At 62.5% G+C, this 19,336-nt stretch carries 21 protein-coding genes and 2 tRNA genes; 18 read left to right on the forward strand and 5 right to left on the reverse strand.

The features are described 5' to 3' along the window. Positions 1 to 139: 139 nt before the first annotated feature. Together ACT89O_RS12565 and ACT89O_RS12570 are read right to left on the reverse strand one after the other, a co-directional pair. A complete protein-coding gene (locus tag ACT89O_RS12565; protein ID WP_487260178.1) occupies positions 140 to 829 on the reverse strand; it encodes a DUF1294 domain-containing protein in 690 nt (229 codons plus the stop codon). Between the two features lie 15 nt (positions 830 to 844). Then, positions 845 to 1,735 (reverse strand): CoA transferase, encoded by an 891-nt coding sequence (locus ACT89O_RS12570; protein WP_487260179.1) that lies wholly within the window; start codon positions 1,733 to 1,735, stop codon positions 845 to 847. Between the two features lie 181 nt (positions 1,736 to 1,916). Here ACT89O_RS12570 and ygiD point away from each other — a divergent pair, with 181 nt between their 5' ends. Further along, positions 1,917 to 2,780 carry a 4,5-DOPA-extradiol-dioxygenase gene (gene ygiD / locus ACT89O_RS12575; RefSeq protein WP_487262856.1) on the forward strand — a complete coding sequence of 288 codons (864 nt, stop codon included), beginning with the start codon at positions 1,917 to 1,919 and terminating at the stop codon, positions 2,778 to 2,780. 99 nt (positions 2,781 to 2,879) lie between these two features. On the opposite strand, the gene ACT89O_RS12580 is transcribed toward ygiD, so the two are convergent. Continuing rightward, the gene (locus ACT89O_RS12580) at positions 2,880 to 3,473 is read right to left on the reverse strand and encodes a nucleotidyltransferase family protein (RefSeq protein ID WP_487260180.1); all 594 of its coding nucleotides are present in this window, start codon (positions 3,471 to 3,473) and stop codon (positions 2,880 to 2,882) included. Between the two features lie 162 nt (positions 3,474 to 3,635). Then, entirely contained in the window at positions 3,636 to 4,832 is a 1,197-nt protein-coding gene (locus ACT89O_RS12585; RefSeq protein WP_121506485.1) for an amino acid aminotransferase, read from the reverse strand. A 105-nt stretch (positions 4,833 to 4,937) separates the two neighbouring features. On the opposite strand from ACT89O_RS12585, the gene uvrB reads away from it, so the two are divergent. The 16 genes from uvrB (at position 4,938) to ACT89O_RS12665 (ending at position 17,388) form a co-directional block, all read left to right on the forward strand. Further along, positions 4,938 to 7,028 (forward strand): excinuclease ABC subunit UvrB, encoded by a 2,091-nt coding sequence (uvrB, locus tag ACT89O_RS12590; RefSeq protein ID WP_487254920.1) that lies wholly within the window; start codon positions 4,938 to 4,940, stop codon positions 7,026 to 7,028. A 242-nt stretch (positions 7,029 to 7,270) separates the two neighbouring features. Then, positions 7,271 to 7,807 carry a Fe-S cluster assembly transcriptional regulator IscR gene (iscR, locus tag ACT89O_RS12595; protein WP_008904778.1) on the forward strand — a complete coding sequence of 179 codons (537 nt, stop codon included), beginning with the start codon at positions 7,271 to 7,273 and terminating at the stop codon, positions 7,805 to 7,807. A 109-nt stretch (positions 7,808 to 7,916) separates the two neighbouring features. Beyond that, a complete protein-coding gene (locus tag ACT89O_RS12600; protein WP_121420095.1) occupies positions 7,917 to 9,137 on the forward strand; it encodes an IscS subfamily cysteine desulfurase in 1,221 nt (406 codons plus the stop codon). A gap of 39 nt (positions 9,138 to 9,176) precedes the next feature. Continuing rightward, positions 9,177 to 9,581: a Fe-S cluster assembly scaffold IscU gene (iscU, locus tag ACT89O_RS12605; protein WP_121420096.1), complete on the forward strand. Its 405-nt coding sequence runs from the start codon at positions 9,177 to 9,179 to the stop codon at positions 9,579 to 9,581. Positions 9,582 to 9,607: 26 nt separating this feature from the next. Continuing rightward, entirely contained in the window at positions 9,608 to 9,931 is a 324-nt protein-coding gene (gene iscA, locus ACT89O_RS12610) for an iron-sulfur cluster assembly protein IscA (RefSeq protein WP_008904781.1), read from the forward strand. Between the two features lie 87 nt (positions 9,932 to 10,018). After that, positions 10,019 to 10,537 (forward strand): Fe-S protein assembly co-chaperone HscB, encoded by a 519-nt coding sequence (gene hscB / locus ACT89O_RS12615; RefSeq protein ID WP_228895215.1) that lies wholly within the window; start codon positions 10,019 to 10,021, stop codon positions 10,535 to 10,537. 80 nt (positions 10,538 to 10,617) lie between these two features. Then, entirely contained in the window at positions 10,618 to 12,489 is a 1,872-nt protein-coding gene (gene hscA / locus ACT89O_RS12620; protein ID WP_487260181.1) for a Fe-S protein assembly chaperone HscA, read from the forward strand. A 40-nt stretch (positions 12,490 to 12,529) separates the two neighbouring features. Further along, positions 12,530 to 12,868, forward strand: coding sequence for an ISC system 2Fe-2S type ferredoxin (gene fdx, locus ACT89O_RS12625; protein WP_055395870.1), 339 nt, complete (start codon positions 12,530 to 12,532; stop codon positions 12,866 to 12,868). Continuing rightward, the gene (gene dnaQ, locus ACT89O_RS12630) at positions 12,868 to 13,581 is read left to right on the forward strand and encodes a DNA polymerase III subunit epsilon (protein ID WP_487260182.1); all 714 of its coding nucleotides are present in this window, start codon (positions 12,868 to 12,870) and stop codon (positions 13,579 to 13,581) included. The genes fdx and dnaQ overlap by 1 nt, the downstream gene beginning before the upstream one ends. A gap of 37 nt (positions 13,582 to 13,618) precedes the next feature. After that, a tRNA-Val gene (locus ACT89O_RS12635) sits at positions 13,619 to 13,693 on the forward strand. Between the two features lie 48 nt (positions 13,694 to 13,741). Beyond that, a tRNA-Val gene (locus ACT89O_RS12640) sits at positions 13,742 to 13,816 on the forward strand. Between the two features lie 188 nt (positions 13,817 to 14,004). Further along, positions 14,005 to 15,042 carry a histone deacetylase family protein gene (locus ACT89O_RS12645; protein WP_487260183.1) on the forward strand — a complete coding sequence of 346 codons (1,038 nt, stop codon included), beginning with the start codon at positions 14,005 to 14,007 and terminating at the stop codon, positions 15,040 to 15,042. Between the two features lie 29 nt (positions 15,043 to 15,071). Continuing rightward, complete coding sequence (locus ACT89O_RS12650) at positions 15,072 to 16,169, forward strand: NAD(P)/FAD-dependent oxidoreductase (RefSeq protein WP_218301029.1); 1,098 nt, start codon at positions 15,072 to 15,074, stop codon at positions 16,167 to 16,169. Positions 16,170 to 16,315: 146 nt separating this feature from the next. Beyond that, the gene (locus ACT89O_RS12655) at positions 16,316 to 16,618 is read left to right on the forward strand and encodes a DUF883 family protein (protein WP_008904788.1); all 303 of its coding nucleotides are present in this window, start codon (positions 16,316 to 16,318) and stop codon (positions 16,616 to 16,618) included. Positions 16,619 to 16,660: 42 nt separating this feature from the next. Then, positions 16,661 to 17,056 carry a phage holin family protein gene (locus ACT89O_RS12660; RefSeq protein ID WP_055395878.1) on the forward strand — a complete coding sequence of 132 codons (396 nt, stop codon included), beginning with the start codon at positions 16,661 to 16,663 and terminating at the stop codon, positions 17,054 to 17,056. After that, positions 17,056 to 17,388: a hypothetical protein gene (locus ACT89O_RS12665; RefSeq protein WP_487260184.1), complete on the forward strand. Its 333-nt coding sequence runs from the start codon at positions 17,056 to 17,058 to the stop codon at positions 17,386 to 17,388. Before ACT89O_RS12660 ends, ACT89O_RS12665 begins: the two co-directional genes overlap by 1 nt. 106 nt (positions 17,389 to 17,494) lie before the next feature. On the opposite strand, the gene ACT89O_RS12670 is transcribed toward ACT89O_RS12665, so the two are convergent. Beyond that, positions 17,495 to 18,547 (reverse strand): quinone-dependent dihydroorotate dehydrogenase, encoded by a 1,053-nt coding sequence (locus ACT89O_RS12670; RefSeq protein WP_487260185.1) that lies wholly within the window; start codon positions 18,545 to 18,547, stop codon positions 17,495 to 17,497. A gap of 36 nt (positions 18,548 to 18,583) precedes the next feature. Here ACT89O_RS12670 and rpiA point away from each other — a divergent pair, with 36 nt between their 5' ends. Then, complete coding sequence (gene rpiA / locus ACT89O_RS12675) at positions 18,584 to 19,273, forward strand: ribose-5-phosphate isomerase RpiA (RefSeq protein WP_487260186.1); 690 nt, start codon at positions 18,584 to 18,586, stop codon at positions 19,271 to 19,273. Positions 19,274 to 19,336 lie beyond the last annotated feature (63 nt).

Consider the following 19,336-nt stretch of genomic DNA (forward strand, 5'->3'; position numbering starts at 1 on the left):
GGTGTAGGCCAGCGGGCAATCTGCGCGTCAGCCCCCTGTGTTGCGGGCGATGGGCTCCAAATTTTGAATCAAAATTGCCTCTGGTGCTTATGTATCAAGCGCTAGCAGCTATCAAATTGATACTGCATTGGTGGCGCCGCTATGGCAGCCACCCGCCCACCCAGGCCCCGAGCGCCCCGCAATGCAGCACCACGGTGACCCAGTAGACGGCGCGAAACTCCACCTTGCGGGATTTGTGCCGCAGCCATTGCTGCGCAAACCAAGCACCCGGCCAGCCGCCTGCCAGGCTCAGCAGGTGCAGATGGCTCTCTTTGGTGCGCCACTGACCGTTTTGTGCGGCGCTTTTGTCGATGGCATAGACCAGAAACGTCAGGAGGTTGACGGCCAGGGCCGCCCCCAACACCCACCATGGGAGTCGGCCCGCCCAGAAGCCCCATGCCAGCAGCGCCACCCAGCCCAGCATCAACACCATCGCCGGACCGGCGGGGGTGGGGGGGCCACTGGACTCTGCAGGGCGTCGGTGGCGTTGAGCCTGGGGTTGGGGCGTCCGCTGCGACGGTTCGTGTCGTCTCCGCTGAGGGGTTGATGTAGCCACCGGGCGGGACGGGGATGCGCCCCCTTGCTGGGCCGCAGGCAGCACTGCCATGGCCCGTGGTCCTTTTCCTCCGACATGAATTTCCTCGTACACCACGGCGAGCCCTTCGCGCGGCGGGGTGGTGCCCCGGTAGTCCCGCACATGAAAGAACACATCGGCGGACGTGTCCGGGCTGCGGATGAAGCCGAAGGCGCGGGTGGCGTCCCAGCGGATGACGGTGCCTTGTTTCTGCATCGGTCAGCGGGATTCTCAAACCAGGGTGTGCAACGGAATGTCCTGCGCCACCGCGAGCGCATCGAGTTGCGCGCGGGTTTGCGTGCACAGGAAGGCTGCCACGGCCGCGTGCGTGGCAGGGGTGCGCAGCACCTGCGGGTCGCCCGTGGCGGGCAGGCCTGCAGCGGCGCACAGACTGGCGGCAAAGTGGGGTTCCAGCGCGGCCACCGCCACACGGCCGTCGGCGCAGGGGTAGATGCGGTAGCCCGCGTGGTTGCCGCCCACGTCGCCCTCGGGGGTGGTCAGGCCCCAGTCGCGCGGCTGGGCCAGCCAGGCAGCGGCATCGGCCAGCGCCACTTCAATGCACGCGCCGCTGCCGGTGTGCGCGCGTTCCAGCAGGGCCTGCAGCACGGCCTCGCTGGCCATCAGGGCGCCGCCCATGTCGGCATACAGCGTGGGGGGCATCTCGGTGCCGGTCACCAGCCCGGCGTCGGCTAGGTAGGTGAGGTCATGGCCGGGTTCTTCGGCACGCTCGGCCGCAGCGCCTACGATGCGCACCAGCGACAGGCGCGGGTATTTCGATTGCAGCGCCTCCCAGGAGAGGCCCAGCTTGGTGAGCGCCGAGGGGCGAAACGAGGTGATCAGTACATCGGTGCGGGTCAGTTCTTCGTGCAGCGCGGCCTGGCCTTCTGCCGTCTTGAGGTGGGCATGCACCACGCGCACTCCGCTGTGCAGCGTGGCATAGGCCGCTGGGCTGTAGATGCCCATGGGGTCGGCGCTGGGGTGGCCCGGGGCGGGCGGGGGTTCAAGCTTGGTGCAGTCGGCCCCCATGCGCGCGCAGCGCATCAGGGCGGCGGGGCCGGGCAGGTTGAGCGCGAGGCTCAGTACGCGAACGTTGCGCAGGGGCTGGGGCAGGGCAGTTGTCATGGGTGTGGGGTTGTCTCGGTGTTGTGGTTTTGAACGGAAGGAGAAGGCGCGGCGCTGGAACTTCAAGGGGCGCGCGGGCTCACTCCCCGCGTTATACATAATTTGTTACGCTCCCCGACCCATGCAACGCAGAACCTCTTTGGCCGCCCTCACGGGTCTGGCCGCCTTTCCGGGAGCTTTCATGACCTCGTCTTTGAGCAGCGCCGCCACGGCGACCGCGCTGCAGGCGCTCAAGCCCTCGCCCCGCATGCCCGTGCTGTTTGTGGGCCATGGCAGCCCCATGAACGCCATCGAGGACAACGCCTGGCGCCGCAGCTGGCAGGCCATGGGCGCGGAGCTGATGGCACGCGCGGTGCAGCCACAGCTCATCCTGTGTGTGTCGGCCCACTGGCTCACACGCGGCGGCTGGCAGCTGACGGGCATGGCCAACCCCAAGACGATCCACGACTTCGGCGGCTTTCCGCAGGCACTGTTCGACCAGCGCTACCCCGCGCCCGGTGCGCCGCAGGTGGCGCGCAGCCTGGCCAGCGAACTCAAGTCGCCCGCTACCGGCGGGGCACTGGGCGTGGACGATGGCGAATGGGGTCTGGACCACGGCACCTGGTCGGTGCTCAAGCCCATGTTTCCCAAGGCAGAGATTCCCGTGATGCAGCTCAGCATGGACTACAGCCGTGCCCCGGCGGAGCACTATGCGCTGGGCCAGCAACTCAAGGGCCTGCGCGAGCGGGGTGTGCTGATCGTGGGCAGCGGCAACATCGTGCACAACCTGCGCGCATCCCGCCGTGGCTCGGCCGCCAACGAAGCCTACGACTGGGCGGCCGAGTTCGACACCGTGGTTCAGGAGCAGATCAAGAAGGGCCAGTTGGGCGCCCTGCAGGACTTCCAGAAACTGGGTGCGGTGGCCCAGCAGGCGCACCCCACGCACGAGCACTATCTGCCGCTGCTGTACGCAGCAGGAGCTGTTTTGCCCAGCGAGATGCCGCGATTCTTCAATACGGGTTACCAGTCGGCGTCGATCTCGATGCGGTCGGTGCTGTGGGGGTGATGCAGGATAGCGCCGGATGCTTCTATTTTGATAGCTTCCAGCGCTTTTGCATCAAGCGCTAGGGATCAAAAAGACGTAAAAAATTGGCGGCTTTGCCGATCAGGCGGTGGCACGGATCGTCAGCCACGGCCAGCGTTCTCGATAGCTTTCAGCCTTGGCCTGGAACAGCGGTAGATGCGGGCATGCGGGGTTGGGTTTGAGCAGTCCTGCGTACAGTTCTTCCAGCCCGTAGGGCGCGTACAGGGTGGACTCGTTGACGCTCAGGTTGTCAGCAGGTTGCAGCCCGACGCAGGTGCAGGGAACCAGAAAACGCTCGATCCCGTTGCGGGCTGATTGCAGTGGCGCATACGGGTAGCCAAACCAGCGTTCGTACCAGAGGTGCACGCGGGCCTGGTTCTTGGCTTCCACGGTGATGGGCAGGTCGGCGAAGAGGGCGGCGACTTGGGCTTGCACCTGCTGCTCTGCCGATTCGGACAAGTCGTTGCCGTCGAAGTAGAACAGGTCGTAGTCCTTGATGTTCGCCGTGGGCGCCACGCCGGAGTGCAGATTCCACACCGTCTGGAACAGGCAACCCGCCACCAACCAGGCGTCGGGCAAGCCCAGAAAAGGCAAACGCTCCAGAAGGGCCGCGTTGTGCGGGTTCTGGAGCGCTTCGCTCACAAAGCGGCGCTGAAGATCAGAGTGAGGGTTCAAGGGGGCATTCAATGGATTGCGTATCGCCACTGCCCCCCGAACAAGCGCAGCCCATGCGAGGTAGCCGCGCAAGGGCCGCCCCGCCGCGCTGGCTGCGTCCCCCTTCCCGAATTGCGCAGCAATTCGAGAGAAAGGGGGAAGGCGCGCAAGCGCCTCAGGGGGTTAAACCACCTTGGCAATCGCCTGGCAGACGTAGTCGATGTTCTTGCTGTTCAGGGCTGCCACACACATGCGGCCGGTGTCGGTACCGTACACGCCGAACTCATTGCGCAGGCGCACCATCTGGTCCTTGGACAGGCCGGAGTAGCTGAACATGCCGATCTGGGTGGTGATGAAGCTCATGTCTTGCTTCACACCCGCAGCCTTGAGACCGTCCACCAGCTTCTGGCGCATGGCCTTGATGCGCACGCGCATCTCGCCCAGTTCCTTCTCCCACATCGCGCGCAGCTCAGGGTTGTTCAGCACGGCAGCCACCACTGCGCCACCGTGGATGGGTGGGTTGGAGTAGTTGGTGCGGATCACGATCTTGAGCTGGCTCAGCACGCGCGAAGCTTCTTCCTTGTCGGCGCACAGCACGGACAGGCCGCCCACGCGCTCACCGTAGAGGCTGAAGCTCTTGCTGAACGAGGTAGAGACAAAGAAGTTGAGGCCTGCAGCCACGAACTTGCCGATCACGGCACCGTCTTCCGCGATGCCGTGGCCAAAGCCCTGGTAGGCCATGTCAAGGAAGGGCGTCAGGCCCTTGGCCTTGACGACGGCGATGACCTGGTCCCACTGCTCGGGGGTGATGTCGTAGCCCGTGGGGTTGTGACAGCAGGCGTGCAGCACAACGATGGTGCCGGGAGCTGCAGCGTTCAGGCTGGCGAGCATGCCTTCAAAGTTCACGCCACGCTTTTCCGCATCGTAGTACGCGTAGGTATCGACTTCAAAACCGGCGTTGGTGAACAGTGCGCGGTGGTTTTCCCAGCTGGGGTCGGAGATCAGCACCTTGGCGTTGGGGCTGAGTTTCTTGAGGAAGTCAGCGCCGATCTTCAGGCCGCCCGTGCCGCCCACCGCTTGCACGGTAGCCACGCGGCCCGAGGTGACGGGTTCGCTGTCCGCGCCGAACACCAAAGCCTTCACGGCGTTGTCGTAAGCCACGATGCCGTCGATGGGCAGGTAGCCACGGGCCGTGGGGGTGGACATCATGGTCTTTTCTGCGGCCTGCACGCATTGCAGCAGGGGCAGCTTGCCGTTGTCGTCGAAATAAACGCCGACGCCCAGGTTGACCTTGTTGGGGTTGGTGTCGGCGTTGAATTGCTCGTTGAGGCCCAGGATGGGGTCGCGGGGGGCCATTTCGACGGCGGTGAACAGAGACATGAAAATCCTTGAAAGGTTGTCAGTAGCGAAGAATCCGGGCGTGGTGTACTGTGCCGGGTTCGGCCGATTTTAACGGCCTGCCTCTACCAATCGTTGACCGCACCTATGCCGGATCTCACAGAAGTCATAACGGAAAAGCAAGACGGCGAGTTCGTCCATTTCCCCAACTCCCCCTTCGAACTGTTCCAGCCGTACCCACCGGCCGGCGACCAGCCCGAGGCCATCAACAAGCTGGTGGAAGGTTTGAACGATGGGGAAACCTTCCAGACGCTGCTGGGGGTGACAGGCTCTGGCAAGACCTTCACCATGGCCAATGTGATCGCCCGCATGGGGCGCCCGGCGATCATCTTCGCGCCCAACAAGACGCTGGCCGCGCAGCTGTACAGCGAGTTCCGCGAGTTCTTCCCCAAGAACGCCGTGGAGTATTTCGTGAGCTACTACGACTACTACCAGCCCGAGGCGTATGTGCCGCAGCGCGACCTGTTCATCGAGAAGGACAGCGCCATCAACGAGCACATCGAGCAGATGCGGCTTTCGTGCACCAAGAGCCTCATGGAGCGTACGGATGTGGTCATCGTGGCCACGGTGTCGGCCATCTACGGCATCGGCGAGCCCGAGAGTTACCACCGCATGGTGATGACGCTGCGCACCGGTGACAAGCTGGGCCAGCGCGACGTAATCGCACAGCTGATACGCATGCAATACCAGCGCAATGAGGCTGATTTTTCGCGCGGCAAGTTCCGCGTGCGGGGCGACACCATTGATGTGTTTCCGGCCGAGCATTCCGAGCTGGCAGTGCGCATCGAGCTGTTTGACGACGAGATCGAGAGCCTGCAGCTGTTTGACCCGCTCACGGGCCGGGTTAAGCAGAAGATCCCGCGTTTCACGGTGTACCCGAGCAGCCACTACGTCACGCCACGCGACAAGGTGCTGGCAGCGGTGGAGACCATCAAGGTCGAACTGGCCGAGCGCCTCAAACAGTTGCTGGCCGACGGCAAGCTGGTGGAGGCGCAGCGGCTGGAGCAGCGCACGCGCTTTGACCTGGAGATGCTCAGCGAAGTAGGGCACTGCAAGGGCATCGAGAACTACACGCGCCACCTGTCGGGCGCCGCGCCCGGCGACCCGCCCAGCACGCTGACCGACTACATGCCCAAGAACGCTCTGATGTTCCTGGACGAAAGCCATCAGATGATCGGCCAGCTCAATGCCATGTACAGCGGCGACCGCTCGCGCAAGACCACGCTGGTCGAGTATGGCTTTCGCCTGCCCTCGGCGCTGGACAACAGGCCGCTCAAATTCGAGGAGTTCGAACAGCGTATGCGGCAGGTGATCTTTGTCACCGCCACGCCGGCGGACTACGAGCGCACACACTCCGGCCAGATCGTCGACCAGGTGGTGCGCCCCACCGGACTGGTGGACCCCGAGGTGGAAGTACGTCCCGCCACCCATCAGGTGGATGATGTGCTGCAAGAAATACGCATTCGTGTCGAAAAGCATGAGCGCGTACTCATTACTACACTGACCAAGCGCATGGCTGAACAGTTGACCGACTACCTGACGGACAACGGCGTGAAGGTGCGCTACCTGCACAGCGACGTGGACACGGTGGAGCGGGTGGAGATCATCCGCGACCTGCGCCTGGGCGCCTTTGACGTGCTGGTGGGCATCAACCTGCTGCGCGAAGGCCTGGATATTCCCGAAGTGTCCCTGGTGGCGATCCTGGATGCGGACAAGGAAGGCTTCCTGCGGGCCGAGCGCAGCCTGATCCAGACCATCGGCCGTGCGGCGCGGAACCTCAATGGCCGGGCCATCCTCTATGCGGACCGCATCACCGACTCCATGAAAAAAGCCATGGGCGAGACGGAACGCCGGCGCATCAAGCAGATCGCACACAACGAGGCCCACGGAATCACACCGCGCAGCATTGTCAAGCGGGTAAGAGACCTGATTGACGGGGTTTACAGCGAAAAGGCCGGTAAGGACGCAGAACGGCTGGAGCAGGAAGCCCTGCAGCGCGCCAAGGTGGAGGACATGTCAGAAAAAGACGTGGCGCGCGAGATCAAGCGGCTGGAAAAACTCATGCTGGAACACGCTCGCAATCTGGAGTTCGAGCAGGCCGCCCGGGTGCGCGACCAGCTCACGCGGCTCAAGGACCAGGCATTTGGTGCACATGGCAATGATTCGGTGGCCTTGTAATGGGCGAAAGAACAATCGGAAATAACTATCGGGTCAATTAAAAACTAGTTGGTTTTTTAACCCGACAGATTCGATAGGGATTTGTGTTATACTCGCACAAAATACTCAAGAAAACAGCCCAGCGATGAAGGGCTCCGTGGCAGGCGACTGTTCGGAGTAAGGGGCGGAGACGGTGCCTTGCTGACCAACAGTCAGTGCAGGCGGTTTCTACAACGAACAAGCCTTAGTACAAGGAGCTTGCGATGCGTCTCACAACCAAAGGCCGTTTTGCGGTCACCGCCATGATTGATCTGGCCCTGCGCCAGAACAATGGCCCAGTCACCCTCGCGGCCATCAGCCAGCGCCAGCAGATATCGCTGTCGTACCTGGAGCAGCTTTTCGGCAAGCTTCGCCGCCATGAACTGGTCGAATCGACCCGTGGCCCCGGTGGCGGTTATACCCTGGCCCGCAAGGCGGGCGACATCACCGTGGCCGACATCATTGTCTCTGTGGATGAGCCCATTGACGCCACGCAGTGCGGTGGCAAGGAAAACTGCCTGGGCGAAGCTGGCCGCTGCATGACGCATGAGCTGTGGGCATCGCTCAACCAACGCATGGTCGAGTTTCTGGATTCCGTCACTCTACAAAAGCTGGTGGACGAACAGATTGCCAAGGGCGTGCAGATCGAAGACAAGCCGGTGGTACGCCGTGCCATTTCGACGACCCCGGTGGTCAAGCCGATCCGCGTGAATGCTCCGAACTCCGTGTTCGCGCTGGGCAACGTTTTCGCCAAATCCTGATAGCCCAAGGCTTGTGTCGACCCTGGGGTCGGCACCGCCCTGAACAGTTTTTGAACCCGTTTTTGTTTCTTATTGCGTTTGCCAGCCAGCAACCACTACTGAGCCAGCCATGGACATGACCCCGCACTTCCCCATCTATCTCGACTACGGCGCCACCACCCCCGTGGACCCCCGTGTGGTCGATGCCATGATTCCCTGGTTGCGTGAACACTTCGGCAACCCGGCGTCGCGCAGTCATGCCTGGGGCTGGGAGGCTGAGGAAGCGGTTGAAAAGGCGCGGGTGCAGGTGGCAGACTTGATCGGTGCGGACCCGCGTGAAATCGTGTGGACCAGCGGCGCTACCGAATCCATCAATCTGGCCTTGAAGGGTGCAGCGCACTTCTACAAAGGCAAGGGCAAGCACCTCATTACGCTCAAGACCGAGCACAAGGCCGTGCTGGACACCATGCGTGAGCTGGAGCGCCAGGGTTTTGAAGCCACTTATCTGGATGTGCAGGAAGACGGTCTGGTCAACATGGATGCCCTGAAGGCCGCCATCCGCCCCGATACGGTACTGATCAGCATCCTGTTCGTGAACAACGAAATCGGCGTGATCCAGGACATCCCTGCTATCGGCGCGCTGTGCCGTGAAAAGGGCATCCTGCTGCACGTGGATGCCGCCCAGGCCACAGGCCGGGTCGAGATCGACATGAACGTGCTGCCCATCGACCTGATGAGCATGACCGCGCACAAGACCTACGGACCCAAGGGCGTTGGCGCGCTGTATGTGCGCCGCAAGCCCCGTGTTCGGCTGGAAGCGCAGATGCACGGCGGTGGTCACGAGCGTGGCATGCGTTCGGGCACCTTGCCCACGCACCAGATCGTGGGCATGGGTGAAGCCTTTCGCATCGCCAAAGAAGAAATGGCCGAGAGCAATGCCAAGGCCCATGCCTTGCAGCAGCGCTTGCTCGATGGCTTGAAGGACATTGAACAGGTGTTCATCAACGGCAGCATGGAGCGCCGCGTGCCGCAGAACCTGAACATGAGCTTCAACTTCGTCGAAGGCGAATCGCTCATCATGGGCATCAAGGGCCTGGCGGTGTCGTCGGGTTCTGCCTGCACGTCCGCCAGTCTGGAGCCCAGCTACGTGTTGCGCGCCCTGGGCCGCAGCGACGAGCTGGCACACAGTAGCCTGCGCATGACCATCGGCCGTTTCACGACCGAAGAAGAGATCGACTACGCCATCTCCACCATCCGCGAGAACGTGGCCCGCCTGCGCGAATTGAGCCCACTGTGGGAGATGTACAAGGACGGCATCGACATCAGCACCATCCAGTGGGCTGCGCACTGATTTCCTGAAGATTTTGGAAGAATTGAAGAGGTACACATCATGGCTTACTCAGAAAAAGTGGTTGACCATTACGAAAACCCCCGCAATGTGGGTTCGTTCGACAAGGGCGACGATTCGGTGGGCACCGGTATGGTGGGCGCGCCCGCCTGCGGCGACGTGATGAAGCTGCAGATCAAGGTGAACCCCGAGACCGGCGTGATTGAAGACGCGCGCTTCAAGACCTACGGCTGTGGCTCGGCGATCGCCTCGTCTTCGCTGGTGACTGAATGGGTCAAGGGCAAGACGCTGGACGAAGCGGCAGCCCTCAAGAACAGCGAGATCGCTGAAGAGCTGGCCCTGCCGCCCGTCAAGATCCATTGCTCCATCCTGGCTGAAGATGCCATCAAGGCTGCTGTGCTCGACTACAAGACCAAGCACGCAGCCACTGCAACTGCCGCTGCCTGATTTGACAGATAAATAGATCGAGAGACATGGCCATTACGCTGACAGAAGCCGCTGCACGGCACGTCAACCGCTACTTGTCCCGTCGAGGCAAGGGCCTGGGAGTGCGCCTGGGAGTCAAGACGACCGGCTGCTCCGGGCTTGCCTACAAGCTCGAATATGTGGACGACAGCGAGCCTGAGGACATCGTGTTCGAGAACCACGGTGTCAAAGTGCTGATTGATCCCAAGAGCCTGGCCTACATCGACGGAACCGAGCTGGACTTTGTGCGCGAGGGTCTCAATGAAGGCTTCAAGTTCAACAACCCCAACGAGCGTGACCGCTGCGGTTGTGGGGAGAGTTTCCGCGTTTGATCACCAGCTGCTTTCGCGCCGTCGAACCGCCATCGCGTCGCGTGCTGGCGGTTTTTTCTTGGATTTCCGCATTCAGCCTACTAGCGCATGAACCTGCAATCTGACGACTTTGAATTGTTTGGCCTTGCGCGCCGCTTTGCCCAGGAGCGCAGCGCCATCGATGCGCGCTGGAAGGAACTGCAGCGCGAAGCACACCCCGACAAATTCGCGGCGCAGGGTGCGGCGGCGCAACGCGTGGCCATGCAGTGGTCCGTGCGCATCAACGAGGCTTACCAACGCCTGAAAGATCCAATGCGCCGTGCGGCCTACCTGTGCGAACTGCATGCAGCCCCCATCAATGCCGAGGACAACACGGCCATGCCCACTGCGTTTTTGATGCAGCAGATGGAGTGGCGCGAGGCTTTGGAAGATGCCCGCGCAGAGAGCGAACTCGACACCTTGGATGACGCTGTCGCGCAGGCCCGCAGCGCCGCGCTGGCGCAGTGCGAGCAACTCATTGACCAGCAGCAGGACTACGCGGGCGCGGCCCGCCAGGTCAGAGCCCTCATGTTCATTGCGCGATTTGCCGACGACATTGAACGACGCCGAGAGCAACTGGGACAATAGAGCGGTTTTGCCTTCCCCTTGGGGCCTCTATCGTTTGCTGACGTGACGGTAGGCTCCACCACGTTGAGACCCGAAATTTCATGGCGCTTTTGCAGATTTCCGAACCCGGCCAATCTCCCGACCCACACCAGCGGCGCATTGCCGTAGGTATTGACCTGGGCACGACCCATTCGTTGGTTGCCGCTGTGCGCAATGGCGTGGCAGAGTGCCTGCCCGACGCGCAGGGTAGGGTGCTGCTGCCCTCCGTTGTGCGCTACCTCGAAAACGGTGGTCGCCAGATCGGATATGACGCCGTGGCGGCGCAGGCTCAGGATGCGCGCAACACCATCGCCTCGGCCAAGCGCTTCATGGGGCGTGGCCTGAAAGACGTGGCGGAAGCGGGCAAGTTGCCCTACGACTTCGTGGTTGCTGCCGATAGTGACGAGGGCGGTATGGTCAGTCTCGCTACGGTGGATGGCAACAAGTCGCCCGTTGAGGTCAGCGCTGAGATTCTGGCCACGCTGCGCTACCGGGCCGAAGACACCTTCAACGACGATCTCTATGGCGCCGTCATCACCGTGCCGGCCTACTTTGACGACGCGCAGCGCCAGGCCACCAAGGATGCGGCCAAGCTTGCCGGTATTAACCTGCTGCGCCTTATCAACGAGCCCACCGCTGCCGCGATTGCCTATGGCCTGGACAACGCCAGCGAGGGGGTCTATGCCGTATACGACCTGGGCGGAGGCACCTTTGACATCTCGATCTTGCGCCTGACGCAGGGCGTGTTTGAAGTCATTTCCACGGGGGGTGACTCGGCTTTGGGGGGGGATGACTACGATGCCGCGCTGGCTGACTGGGTCCTGCAACAGCTAGGGCTGCGGGCGACCACTGCAGCCGACAAATCCGCCGTGCGCATGGCTGCACGCGCCTGCAAGGAGGCCTTGACTGCTACTGATTTGGCAGCATTCAGCGCTTTACTATCAAGCGCTGAGGCCCGATTTGACGTCAAACGGTCGGACTTTGAAGCGATCACAGCCGACTTGACGGCACGCTCCATGGCCGCAGTGCGCCGTGCGCTGCGTGATGCCCATCTGGCACGGGACGAGGTGCAAGGCGTGGTGATGGTGGGTGGCTCCACCCGCATGCCGCAAGTGCAGCGCGCCGTGGAGGAGTTCTTCGGCAAGCCGCCGCTGACCAACCTCAATCCCGATGAAGTCGTAGCCTTGGGCGCCGCCATCCAGGCCAACCAGCTGGCGGGCAACAACACCTCAGGTGATCTGCTGCTGCTTGATGTGATTCCGCTGTCGCTGGGCATCGAAACCATGGGCGGGCTGGTGGAACGCATCGTGGCGCGCAACGAGACCATTCCCACCGCCAAGGCGCAGGACTTCACCACGTACAAGGATGGTCAGACCGCCTTGGCGATCCATGTGGTGCAGGGCGAACGCGACCTGGTGCAAGACTGCCGCAGCCTCGCGCGTTTTGAGCTGCGTGGCATCCCGCCCATGGCCGCAGGGGCTGCTCGCATCCGTGTGACCTTTACCGTCGACGCCGATGGACTTTTGAGTGTGAGTGCGAAGGAGCAGGGCAGCGGTGTGGAAGCGCGCATTGATGTGAAGCCGTCGTATGGTCTCTCCGATGACCAGATTGCGCGCATGCTGCAGGACGGGTTTGCCACTGCCGCGCAGGACATGAAGGCTCGCGCCTTGGTCGAGGCGCGCGTGGATGCCGACCGTATGCTGATCGCCACCCAGAGTGCGTTGGATGCGGATGGCGATGTGCTCAGCCCCAAGGAGCGCGCCGCCATCGATGCCTTGATGGTGGCCCTGCGCCACCAGCGCGATGCCGATGATGCCGCTGTCATCGAAGCCGCGACCGATGCACTGGCCAAAGGCACCGAAGGTTTTGCGGCCCAGCGCATGAATCGCGGCATCCAGCAGGCATTGGCTGGCAAGAACGTCGCGAGCCTCTGAGCGTCCCGGCGCATCCCTCTGAACAAGAAAAAGACACCCCATGCCCGTCATCAAAATCCTCCCCCATCCCGAATACTGCCCCGCAGGCACTGAAATCACGGCGCCTGCTGGCACCTCGATCTGCGAAGCGCTGCTGGACAACCACATCAATATCGAGCACGCCTGTGACATGAGCTGCGCCTGCACCACCTGCCACGTCATCGTGCGCCAGGGGCTGAGTTCGCTCAACCAGGCCGAGGAAGAGGAAGAAGACCTGCTGGACCGCGCCTGGGGCCTGGAGCCACAATCGCGCCTGTCGTGCCAGGCCATCCTTGCGCAAACCGATGTGACCGTGGAAATTCCCAAGTACACGATCAACCACGCGAAGGAAAACCACTGATGTCCCGGCAAATTGTTTTGGACACTGAGACGACCGGCCTTTCGGCCGAAGGTGGTGACCGCATCATTGAACTGGGTTGTGTGGAGCTGCTCAATCGCAAGCTCACCGGTAACAACCTGCACCTGTACTTCAATCCCGGCCGCGACAGCCACGAAGACGCGCTGAAGGTGCACGGCATCAGCAACGAGTTCCTGAAGGACAAGCCCAAGTTCGCCGAGGTGGTGGATGACATCCTGCAGTACCTGCAAGGTGCCGAGATCATCATCCACAATGCCGCGTTCGATGTGGGCTTTCTGAACAAGGAGCTGGAACTGGTGGGGCGTCCCGCGTTTCGCACCTATGTGGAGAGCGTGACCGACACGCTGGCCATGGCCAAGGAGATGTACCCGGGCAAGCGCAATTCGCTCGACGCTCTGTGCGACCGCCTGGGTGTGGACAACTCGGGCCGCACGCTGCATGGCGCCTTGCTGGATGCCGAGCTGCTGGCCGATGTATACATCAATCTCACGCGCGGCCAGGATGCCCTGCTGATTTCCGACGATGCGCAGGACAGTGGCGATGGCCTGAAGATCGCAGCCATCGACCTGCGCGGATTGAACTTGCCCGTCCTGCGTGCCAGTGAGCAGGAACAGGCGGCCCACGCGGAGCTACTGGTGCAGATCGACAAGGCCAGTGGTGGCAAAACAATTTGGAGAACTGTTCAGGCGGCCTGAAAAGCTGTGCCATAATAGAAGGCTGTCACAGAGACACGGGTGATTAGCTCAGCGGTAGAGCACTGCCTTCACACGGCAGGGGTCACATGTTCGATCCATGTATCACCCACCACGCTTTTTGACTTCTTGCGAATGCACTCTGTTTCAGGGTGCCTACGTCGGGTGATTAGCTCAGCGGTAGAGCACTGCCTTCACACGGCAGGGGTCACATGTTCGATCCATGTATCACCCACCAATTTGAAAACCCCTGCAGATTCTGGTCTGTAGGGGTTTTTTCATGGGCGTCTGCATAGGCGGCTGTTTCGCCTGCTGCACGCCGCAGAGAGGCTAAAGTGTCGGACCGTGATTCCACGGCAGTTGCATTTCCTGGAACCGCACTCGCTGCCCTCTGGCCTCTTTGCCGCTATCGATACGCCCTGACCCATGATCACCTTCCACAATCCGTTTCACCAGGGTCACGCCCCCGTCCATGAATTTTTTCGCGGCGAACGCGTGCCGTGTTTTGAGAAGCCTGCACGCGTGGACTATGTCGAAGGGGCGCTGCGGGCGCGCGGCCATGGCCTGATGGCCCCGGATGTGGATAGCGCCCCCGTGTTGTCTCAGGTGCACGCGCCACGCTATTTGGCCTTTTTGCAGACCGCTTGGCAGCATTGGCTGGCCCTCGATCCTGCCAACGCTGGAGTGCAGCCATTCCCGTCGGTCTGGCCCGTGCGTACCTTGCGCAGTGATCTGGAGCCTGAGAATTTTGTGGCACGCCTGGGCCTGTACTCCATGGACAACGGCACGCCCATGGCGTCGGGTACCTGGGCTGCAGCCAAGGCGGGAGCCGATGCTGCCGCCAGCGCTGCGACCCTTGTGGCGCAAGGGGCCCGCGCGGCGTTTTGCTGCACACGGCCGCCCGGCCACCATGCCGGCCCCGACTTCATGGGCGGCTATTGTTTTCTGAACAATGCTGCCGTGGCCGCACAGGTGCTGCGCAACCAGGGTGCACAGCGTGTGGCGTTGCTTGATGTGGACTACCACCACGGCAACGGCACGCAAAGCATCTTCTACGACCGGGCCGATGTGCTGTTCATCAGCATCCATGGCGATCCCCGCACCGAGTACCCGTTTTATCTGGGCCATGCGGACGAAACCGGGGTGGGCGAGGGCGCTGGATTCAATCTGAACCTGCCGCTGCCTGCAGGCACCAGTGCGACGACCTGGTTCGATGCGCTGGAAAGCGCCTGTGCGCGTATTGCCAGCCAGGGGGCCGACGCCCTGGTGGTCTCCCTCGGGCTCGATACCTTTGAGGGCGATCCCATCTCCAAGTTTGCGCTGGCGTCCGCCGATTTCACCCGGGTGGGTGAGCGCCTTGCACGGGCGGGCCTGCCCACCGTCTTTGTGCTGGAAGGTGGCTATGCGGCTGCAGAACTGGGCACCAACGCCGTCAATGTGCTCGACGGGTTCGAGCAGGTTTGAGGATGCGGTGCCTATTGGAGGGCTGAGTGATGGCGGATGCTGTTGATTGTGTGGTGGTTGGTGCGGGTGTCGTGGGCCTTGCCGTCGCGCGGGCGCTGGCCCTGCAGGGCCGCGAAGTGATGGTGCTGGAGTCTGCCGATGCCATCGGAACGGGTATCAGCTCGCGCAACAGCGAGGTGATCCATGCCGGGATCTACTACCCTACCGATTCGTTGAAGGCCAAGCTGTGCGTGCGAGGCCGAGACATGCTGTATGCCTACTGCATTGAGCGCAATGTGCCTCACCGCCGCTGCGGCAAACTCCTGGTGGCAACCTCGACGGGCCAGTTGTCAAGTCTTGAGTCCATCCAGGCGCGGGCGCAAGCCAACGGCGTGCTGGATCTGCGCTGGCTAGGTCGCCATGAAGCCCAGGCCATGGAACCTGCGCTGGAATGTGTTGCCGCTTTGTTTTCGCCCAGTACCGGCATTGTGGACAGCCATGCCCTGATGCTCGCGCTGCAGGGCGATCTGGAGCATGCGGGGGGACTTGTTGCACTGAATTCGCCCCTGGCGCTTGCGGAATGTGCGCAAGATGCTATAAATTTGGAAGCATTCGACGGTACGCGCTTGCGAGCGCGCACGGTGGTCAATGCAGCAGGGCTGCACGCCCCCGCGCTGGCCCGCCGATTCGCAGGGCTGGGGGTGGATCATGTGCCCCATGCTCGCTGTGCCAAAGGCAGCTATTTCACGCTGTCCGGCAAAGCCCCCTTCAGCCGCTTGATCTACCCCGTGCCCGAGGCCGCAGGCCTGGGCGTGCATCTGACACTGGACCTGGGTGGGCAGGCCAAGTTCGGCCCCGACGTGCAGTGGGTGGATTCGCCAGATGACCTGTTGGTAGACCCCGCACGCGGAGATGCGTTTTACGCCGAGGTCCGCAAGTACTGGCCCGCACTGCGCGACGGGGCGCTGGCACCCGGCTATGCGGGCATGCGGCCCAAGATCCACGGACCGGATGAGCCGGCAGCGGACTTTGTGATCCAGGGACCATCAGTCCATGGCATCCCCGGTCTCGTGAACCTGTTTGGCATTGAGTCCCCGGGGTTGACAAGTTCTCTGGCGATTGCAGAACATGTGGCCGCACTCGTTTGATCTGGGGTAAGCCATTTGCAATCGGTAACCTCTTGAGACCCCGTCCTACGAAGGGGAACAGAGCGGATGACTAAGATGAACTGGTGTTTTGCACGGCTCTGCCGACAGGGCTGACTGATTTTTTTGTTGCTTAAAGAAAGGCTTGTATGACTGCTTCCGACACCACCACGACCCAGGGCGAACTGGAAAAGCTGGTTTCTGATCTGCGGGGGCTACTGGCCAACAAAGATCTCGACGCGGTTCCGGAAATCAAGCTGCTGCGCCAGCGTCTTGACGATGGCATGCACAACGTGCGCGAGTCTGCCGTGCGTGCGGCGCAAGATGCCGCCCGCCAGGCCAAAGAAGCGGCACTTGCGGCCGACCGCTATGCGCATGATGAACCATGGCGCGTGGCCGGGGCCGCACTGGCGGTGGGCGCGCTGGTGGGCTTCCTGCTTGCACGCCGCTGATCCGGGCCGTCAGGGCTCGGTTGCACAACACGGGGGCTGCGCATGAACTGGCTTTCTCTTCTGGGGCTGGAGTCGCTGGTGGCCCGGTGGCGCGCCAATGTGATCGAAGGCGCCATTGCGGCCGAAGACCGGATGGACCTCGCCCGTCTGGAATGGCAGGATCAGAAACAGCGCCTGCAGCAGATGCTGGTGTTGACCATCGTGGTGGCAGGGCTCACGGTGGTGGCTTTGATCATGCTTTCGTTGGCGGTGCTGGTTCATTTCTGGGATACCCCCCATCGCACGCTGGTGGCCTGGTTGGTCGCGGCCGTGTGGACTGTGGGATGGGCCGCGACGCTGATGTCGCTGGTTTCCGTGGTTCAGAAGGCGGGCAATGGCTTCGCCCTCACGCGCCGCGAACTTGCGCAGGACTGGCGTGACATCAAGGAGCGTTTGTAATGGCGACGACCTCTTCATCTCCGTCTCCCATGTCGCAGCCTGTGGTTCCCTCGCCGACGGCTGCCCAGCAGCGGGTGCTGGACCGTATTGGCCTGCAACGCGAACGTCTTCGCGCCCGCAGGGCTGCGCGAGCCCAGTCGCTGGCCTTGGCGCAACGTGACCCTGGGGCGGGCGGCATGGACGAATCCCTGGCGCTTCGCGCCGCAGGGTTTGCGCGGGAGCATCCCCTGGCGGTTGCGGCCATGGCAGGGGTTGCCTTGGTGGCAGGGCCGCGCCGCCTGATTCGTTGGGCGGGTGTGCTGCTGCCCATGTTGATGCGGCTGCGGCGCTAGGCCGGTGCTGCACGCACCTGCGCAAGGCGGCCTGCCTCTCGCAAACACAAAGAGCCGCTGATCACAGCGGCTCTTTGTGTTTCCGGTTCAGCGGGGCGACCTGGACTCACCCCATGGCTTTGATGGCCTTTGCGGCCTTCACCACCAAAGCGGGGCCTTCGTAGATCAGTCCGGTATAGATCTGCACCACGTCGGCGCCCGCGCGGACCTTGCTGACGGCATCCTCTGCGCTCATGATGCCGCCCACACCGATGATGGGAAAGCGGCTGCCCAGTGCGGCCCGCAACTGGCGGATGACCTGGTTGCTGGCCTCCAAGACCGGCGCTCCGCTCAGGCCGCCGGTCTCTCCTGCATGGCGCAGGCCTTGCACTGCAGTGCGGCTGATGGTGGTGTTGGTCGCGATCACGCCGTCCATCCCGTGGCGTTGCAGTGTGGCTGCGATCACGGACACCTGGGCTTCATCGAGGTCGGGGGCAATCTTCACGAACACCGGCACGCGGCGGCCATGCTGTGTTGCCAGGGCCTCACGCCGCTCGGCGATGGCACCCAGCAGGGCATCCAGGGCCGCGTCGCTTTGCAGTGCGCGCAGGTTCTGGGTGTTGGGTGAGCTGATGTTGACCGTCACGTAGTCGGCGTGGGGGTAGACGCCCTCCAGGCAGGTCAGGTAGTCGCTGGTGGCATTCTCGATGGGGGTGGTGGCGTTCTTTCCGATGTTGAGGCCCAGCAGCAGGGGATGTTTGCGGCTTTGGGTGCGAAATTGCGCCTGCAGCACGTTGTGCAGGAAGGCGTCCAGGCCCTCGTTGTTGAAGCCCAGCCGGTTGATCAGCGCGCGGGCTTCGGGCAGGCGGAACATGCGCGGCTTGGGGTTGCCGGGCTGCGCCTTGGGCGTCACCGTGCCCACCTCGACAAAGCCGAAGCCCATGGCACCCAGCGCGTCGATGCAGCGGGCGTTCTTGTCCAGGCCTGCCGCCATCCCCACGCGGTTGGGAAAAGTCAGGCCTGCCAGTTCCACGGGGTCGTCCACGGTTTCGTTGCACCAGGCCCACTGCAGCGGAGTGCGCTGCCCGCGTGCCAGCATGTCCATGGTGAGTTCGTGGGCGGTTTCGGCATCCATGCCGAAGAGAAAGGGGCGGGTGAGGGCGTAGGGGATCAGGGACATGGGGGGATAATTCAGGATTACCCCTGATTTTCTCCCATGACGACCACCACTTCCCTGACCCAAGACGAACTCAAGACCCTGGTTGGCCAAGCCGCGCTGCAATATGTGGTGCCTGGCGAGATTGTGGGTGTAGGCACCGGCTCCACCGTCAACAAGTTCATTGACGCACTTGCCACCATCAAGGACCAGATCAAGGGTGCTGTCTCCAGCTCGGTGGCCAGCACGGAGCGGCTCAAGGCGCTCGGTATTCCAGTGTTTGATGCCAACGAAGTTGCTTCGCTTGCGGTCTACATCGACGGTGCCGACGAGATCGATGGCAAAGGCCATATGGTCAAGGGCGGTGGCGCTGCGCTGACGCGCGAGAAGATCGTCGCGGCTCTGGCCACGCGTTTTGTGTGTATTGCCGATGAATCCAAGCTGGTCCAGGCGCTGGGGCAGTTTCCCTTGCCGGTCGAGGTGATCCCCATGGCTGCCAACCACATTGCACGGCGTTTTGCGGCGATGGGTGGCCAGGCGCAGCTGCGGATGCGGGATGGGCAACCTCTGGTGACCGACAACGGTCAACACATCCTGGATGTCCGTGGGCTCTCGATCACGGACCCTTTGGCGTTTGAATCCGACATCAACCAGTGGCCGGGGGTGGTGACGGTGGGGGTTTTTGCCCACCAGAAGGCGTCTGTCTGCCTGTTGGGCACCGCACAGGGTGTGAAAACGCTCACCTATTGAGCATGAACTCCTGAGCAGTTTTTCTGGCAAAGAAAAAGGGGCTTGAAAAGGCCCCTTTGTTTT

It is taken from the genome of Acidovorax sp. NN32 (assembly GCF_057597245.1).

What these genes read in the sequence shown, in the direction of transcription:
- fdx (WP_055395870.1), top strand. Translation starts at nt 12,530, where the DNA reads ATGCCCGTCATCAAAATCCTCCCCCATCCCGAATACTGCCCCGCAGGC.
- ACT89O_RS12600 (WP_121420095.1), top strand. Translation starts at nt 7,917, where the DNA reads ATGGACATGACCCCGCACTTCCCCATCTATCTCGACTACGGCGCCACC.
- ACT89O_RS12665 (WP_487260184.1), top strand. Translation starts at nt 17,056, where the DNA reads ATGGCGACGACCTCTTCATCTCCGTCTCCCATGTCGCAGCCTGTGGTT.
- iscA (WP_008904781.1), top strand. Translation starts at nt 9,608, where the DNA reads ATGGCCATTACGCTGACAGAAGCCGCTGCACGGCACGTCAACCGCTAC.
- ACT89O_RS12655 (WP_008904788.1), top strand. Translation starts at nt 16,316, where the DNA reads ATGACTGCTTCCGACACCACCACGACCCAGGGCGAACTGGAAAAGCTG.
- dnaQ (WP_487260182.1), top strand. Translation starts at nt 12,868, where the DNA reads ATGTCCCGGCAAATTGTTTTGGACACTGAGACGACCGGCCTTTCGGCC.
- rpiA (WP_487260186.1), top strand. Translation starts at nt 18,584, where the DNA reads ATGACGACCACCACTTCCCTGACCCAAGACGAACTCAAGACCCTGGTT.
- iscR (WP_008904778.1), top strand. Translation starts at nt 7,271, where the DNA reads ATGCGTCTCACAACCAAAGGCCGTTTTGCGGTCACCGCCATGATTGAT.
- ACT89O_RS12670 (WP_487260185.1), bottom strand. Translation starts at nt 18,547, where the DNA reads ATGTCCCTGATCCCCTACGCCCTCACCCGCCCCTTTCTCTTCGGCATG.
- ACT89O_RS12570 (WP_487260179.1), bottom strand. Translation starts at nt 1,735, where the DNA reads ATGACAACTGCCCTGCCCCAGCCCCTGCGCAACGTTCGCGTACTGAGC.
- ygiD (WP_487262856.1), top strand. Translation starts at nt 1,917, where the DNA reads ATGACCTCGTCTTTGAGCAGCGCCGCCACGGCGACCGCGCTGCAGGCG.
- iscU (WP_121420096.1), top strand. Translation starts at nt 9,177, where the DNA reads ATGGCTTACTCAGAAAAAGTGGTTGACCATTACGAAAACCCCCGCAAT.
- ACT89O_RS12660 (WP_055395878.1), top strand. Translation starts at nt 16,661, where the DNA reads ATGAACTGGCTTTCTCTTCTGGGGCTGGAGTCGCTGGTGGCCCGGTGG.
- ACT89O_RS12645 (WP_487260183.1), top strand. Translation starts at nt 14,005, where the DNA reads ATGATCACCTTCCACAATCCGTTTCACCAGGGTCACGCCCCCGTCCAT.
- ACT89O_RS12565 (WP_487260178.1), bottom strand. Translation starts at nt 829, where the DNA reads ATGCAGAAACAAGGCACCGTCATCCGCTGGGACGCCACCCGCGCCTTC.
- ACT89O_RS12585 (WP_121506485.1), bottom strand. Translation starts at nt 4,832, where the DNA reads ATGTCTCTGTTCACCGCCGTCGAAATGGCCCCCCGCGACCCCATCCTG.
- hscA (WP_487260181.1), top strand. Translation starts at nt 10,618, where the DNA reads ATGGCGCTTTTGCAGATTTCCGAACCCGGCCAATCTCCCGACCCACAC.
- ACT89O_RS12650 (WP_218301029.1), top strand. Translation starts at nt 15,072, where the DNA reads ATGGCGGATGCTGTTGATTGTGTGGTGGTTGGTGCGGGTGTCGTGGGC.
- uvrB (WP_487254920.1), top strand. Translation starts at nt 4,938, where the DNA reads ATGCCGGATCTCACAGAAGTCATAACGGAAAAGCAAGACGGCGAGTTC.
- hscB (WP_228895215.1), top strand. Translation starts at nt 10,019, where the DNA reads ATGAACCTGCAATCTGACGACTTTGAATTGTTTGGCCTTGCGCGCCGC.